Genomic DNA, 4,253 nt, shown 5'->3' with positions numbered 1-4,253 from the left:
CGCCTGGGCGACAAGGCCGGCGGTTCGAAGAACCGCGCTACTCGCTCTTGGCCCAAAGCTCGCCCCAGTTCTCGGCCCCGTGTCCGCCTCACTGCGGCTCCGCTTTCGCTCCGCCGGTGCCGCTCGGCACTCATAAAGATGGGCGTATCTACTCCTAACCGTCGCCCGCGGCAATTCTTGCCGGATTGGTCAAGTGCCAACCGGCAGAATATGCCCTTTAAGCGGGCGGGCGACGGAGTTTTACGTGGAATCGAGTTTTTCGCGCACCGATCTTTGTTCGCGCGCCTTTGGCTACGGGAGGATACTGTCCTTACGCCGGACGGGCGCACCCTTCGGGTGTTTTAATGGCAGTCTCTACCCAACAACGGCCGCCTCTACCCCCTGTTCTTTGTCCGCACCAGCCCCGCAAAAGCACGTCAGTTCCCCGCCTCGCTCAGAAATTTAACCCGCACCAAGCGTATCTCCTCCTCCGTATAATCTCCCCCCAACTCCCGCACCGCATCCGACACCGAATCCGTCTCCGCATCCTCCGTAAAATAGTCGATGATATCCACCACCTTATCCTCGTCCACCATCTCCGCGATATAGTAGTCTATATTGAGCTTCGTCCCCGACCCCACGATCGCTTCGATCTCGTCCATCAACTCGTCCATCGTCAGCCCCTTCGCATCCGCAATGTCCTCAAAGTCCATTCTGCGGTCGATGCTCTGAATAATGAAGACCTTATTCCCGCTCTTATTGACAATGCTTTTGACCACCATCTCCTGCGGTCGTTCGATGCCGTTTTCCTCTACGTAGCGAGCGATTAGTTTAATGAAAGGCTGCCCGTAACGTTTCGCTTTACCTTCTCCAACACCTGAGATATTATTCTGCATCTCTTCGAGCGTTACCGGATAATATATTGTCATGTCCTTAAGCGAATCTTCCGAAAAAATAACATAAGGCTTATAGCCACTTTTACGAGCAACTTCCTTGCGCAGGTCGAATAGCATATCTAAAAGCACCGGATCGGCCGCCGCCCCCCCCTTGGCCCCCGGATGCGCCGCCACCGAATCCTCGTCGTCCACCTCCTCATACCGGTGATCCGCCACCAGCTTCACGCTGAACGCCCCGCCCGGCGCCAGGAAAGCACGCCCCGCATCGCTGATCGAAAGCAAACCGTAGTTTTCGATATCCTTGTCCACCAGCCCCAGAATCAGCCCCTGCCGAATCACCGCGTTCCAAAAATGAGCATCGTGCTCCGCCCCCGCCCCGAACAGCTCCAGCTGGTGGTGTTTGTACGACTTCACCAGATTGGTCGTCCGCCCCAGCAGCACCGCCTCCAAATAGTCCGCCTTGAACCCTCCGCCGATCACCGCCAGCGTCTCCAACATCAGCCGCATAGCCTCCTGCGCCTCGAACTCCTCGCGCGGATTACAGCAGTTGTCGCAACAATCGCAGTTCGGCACCCCGTACTCCTCGCCGAAATAGTGGAGCAGCATCCGCCGCCGACACATCGCGCTCTCGGCATACGACACTGTCTCCTGCAACAGCAGCCGACCGATCTCCTGCTCCGCCACCGGCTTGCCCTGCATGAACTTTTCGAGCTTCTGGATGTCCTTATAGCTGTAAAACGTGATGCACCGCCCCTCGCCCCCGTCGCGTCCGGCACGTCCCGTCTCCTGATAATACCCCTCCAGCGACTTCGGAATGTCGTAGTGAATCACATACCGCACATCCGGCTTGTCGATCCCCATTCCGAACGCGATCGTCGCGACGATCACATCCACCTCCTCCATCAGGAACTTGTCCTGATTGGCAGCCCGCGTCGCCGCATCGATCCCCGCATGATACGGCAGCGCCTTGATCCCGTTGACCACCAGCAGCTCCGCCAGCTCCTCGACCTTTTTCCGCGATAGACAGTAGATAATGCCGCTCTTGCCCGGATTCTGTTTGATATACTTGATGATCTCCTTCGTGGCATTGACCTTGGGCCTCACCTCGTAGTAGAGATTGGCCCGGTTGAACGACGACTTGAATACCTTGGCATGCTGCATCCCGAGGTTCTTCTGAATATCGAGCTGCACCTTCGGCGTCGCCGTCGCCGTCAGCGCGATGACCGGCGCCTGAGCGATCTCCGAGATGATGGGCCGTATCCGGCGGTACTCCGGCCGGAAGTCGTGCCCCCACTCCGAAATGCAGTGCGCCTCGTCGATGGCATAGAACGACACCTTGATCTTCCGCAGGAACTCGACATTCTCCTCCTTGGTCAAGGATTCGGGAGCGAAATAGAGCAGTTTCGTCTTCCCCGCCAGCACATCCTCCCGCACCTTCTGCACCGCGCTCTTGTTGAGCGACGAATTGAGAAAGTGCGCCACGCCGTCCTCCATCGAGAAAGTCCGCATGGCATCCACCTGATTTTTCATCAGTGCGATGAGCGGTGAGATGACGATCGCCACCCCCTCCATCATCAGCGCCGGCAGCTGGTAGCACAACGATTTTCCCCCCCCGGTCGGCATCAGGACGAAGGTGTCGTTCCCCGCCAACACATTGCGGATCACCTCCTCCTGATTCCCCTTGAACTGCGAGAAGCCGAAATGCCGTTTGAGACTCTCGTACAGAAAGTCCGACGACGAATAGTGGGACGTAGTGCGGTTCGCCATAGCGTATAAGATTCCTCCCGGATGATGAAAAAAACAAGACCACCTCTCTCTCAGCCCGTCACCGTTCCGCCCGGCCTCCGAAACCGAGGCCTCTGTCGGCGCGAACGACAATAAAGGTAATCGTTTTTTTACAAAATCCGACTACCTTTGTTCAAAAATTCTATCGGAAGTGACTACCGAACAGACCATAGCATTCGCCCGGCAGATCGTCCGCACGGAGTGCGACGCCGTGCGACGGCTCGAAGCATATATCGACGACAACTTCGTCGAAATCGCCCGGACGATTTTCCGGAGCCGGGGACGGCTCATCATCACCGGCATCGGCAAGAGCGCCATTATCGCCAACAAGATCGTGGCGACCCTCAACTCCACGGGCCAGCCGGCCGTCTTCATGCACGCGGCGGACGCCATCCACGGCGACCTGGGGATCATCCAGCCGGACGACATCATTCTGTGCATCTCGAAGAGCGGCAACTCGCCGGAGATCAAGGTGCTGGTTCCGTTCATCCGGCAGATGGGCAACCTGCTGATCGGCATGGCGGGCAATCTGGAGTCGTTCCTGGCGCAGCACAGCGACCGGGTGCTGAACACGACGGTAGCCGAGGAGGCGTGTCCGAACAACCTGGCTCCGACGTCGAGCACGACGGCCCAATTGGTGATGGGCGACGCGCTGGCGATGACGCTGCTCAAGATGCGGGGATTCACGGCGCAGGACTTCGCCCGGTTCCATCCGGGAGGGGCGCTGGGCAAGAAGCTCTACACGCGGGTGGGAGATATCATGTCGGCTGAAGGGGCGCCGCAGGTGGCTCCGGACGCGGATCTGAAGACGGTGATCATCGAGATTTCGGGCAAACGGCTGGGAGCGACGGCGGTGGTGGAGCCGGAAACGGGCCGTCTACTGGGGATCGTCACGGACGGCGACCTGCGGCGGATGCTCCAGAGCGGCCAAGACATTACGGCGGTTCGGGCGCGGGAGATCATGTCGCCTTCGCCGAAGACCATTCCGGCCGACGAGCTGGCGGTCAAGGCATTCCGGATGATGGAGCAGAACAAGATCACGCAGTTGCTGGTGCTCGATCCGGAGCGGAACGACGCGTATTGCGGCATTATCCACATCCACGACATCCTGCGCGAGGGGGTGGTTTAGCACCGCACGCTCTGTCTGCGAGGCTGGCGCGGACAGAAAACAGAGCGAAGATTTGGGCCGAGGCGGCTAAGCAATCGCAGTATCGCTCCGTCTCGCCGGTGCGCCCATCGGGCGTTTTGTCAGGGTTGTCTCTGCCTTACAACCGGACGCCGCCCGCGCAGGGAAAGGCGGGTCACAGCTCGACCGCGCGCCACGCCTTAGGAGGGAAATCTTGTCAAAATGTGCCAGCACCTTTTGACAAGATTTCCCTATGCGCGCAACAGAGAACAGAGGTAGAGGCGGCCTTGGGGTAGAGGCTGCCATTTGCCCACCGCGGGCACGCGGGGCCTGCCCGGCCTGAGGGCAGTACCCTCCCGTAGGACAAACGCGCGCCCCCGCCTGAAGAAGCGATTCAACTATTTCGGTGATAACCGAATATAGTTGAATCGCGCAAGGCGCGCGAATAAAGGATTGGGAAAAGACGG

2 protein-coding genes are annotated in these 4,253 nt (G+C 59.0%); one reads left to right on the top strand and one right to left on the bottom strand.

Translation table 11 applies throughout. The annotated features are described in order from the left end of the window. Positions 1-416: 416 nt before the first annotated feature. Positions 417-2,642, bottom strand: coding sequence for a DNA helicase RecQ (gene recQ / locus QZ302_RS08935; protein ID WP_294594606.1), 2,226 nt, complete (start codon positions 2,640-2,642; stop codon positions 417-419). Positions 2,643-2,811: 169 nt separating this feature from the next. Between recQ and QZ302_RS08930 the strand changes: the two genes are divergently transcribed. Then, the gene (locus QZ302_RS08930; protein ID WP_294594604.1) at positions 2,812-3,789 is read left to right on the top strand and encodes a KpsF/GutQ family sugar-phosphate isomerase; all 978 of its coding nucleotides are present in this window, start codon (positions 2,812-2,814) and stop codon (positions 3,787-3,789) included. Positions 3,790-4,253: the final 464 nt, after the last annotated feature.

The sequence above is a fragment of the uncultured Rikenella sp. genome, from assembly GCF_910579375.1.
In the GTDB taxonomy this organism is placed as follows: Bacteria; Bacteroidota; Bacteroidia; order Bacteroidales; family Rikenellaceae; genus Rikenella.
The sequence above is the reverse complement of the archived record's forward strand: the minus strand, read 5'-3'. Positions and strand labels throughout refer to the sequence as shown.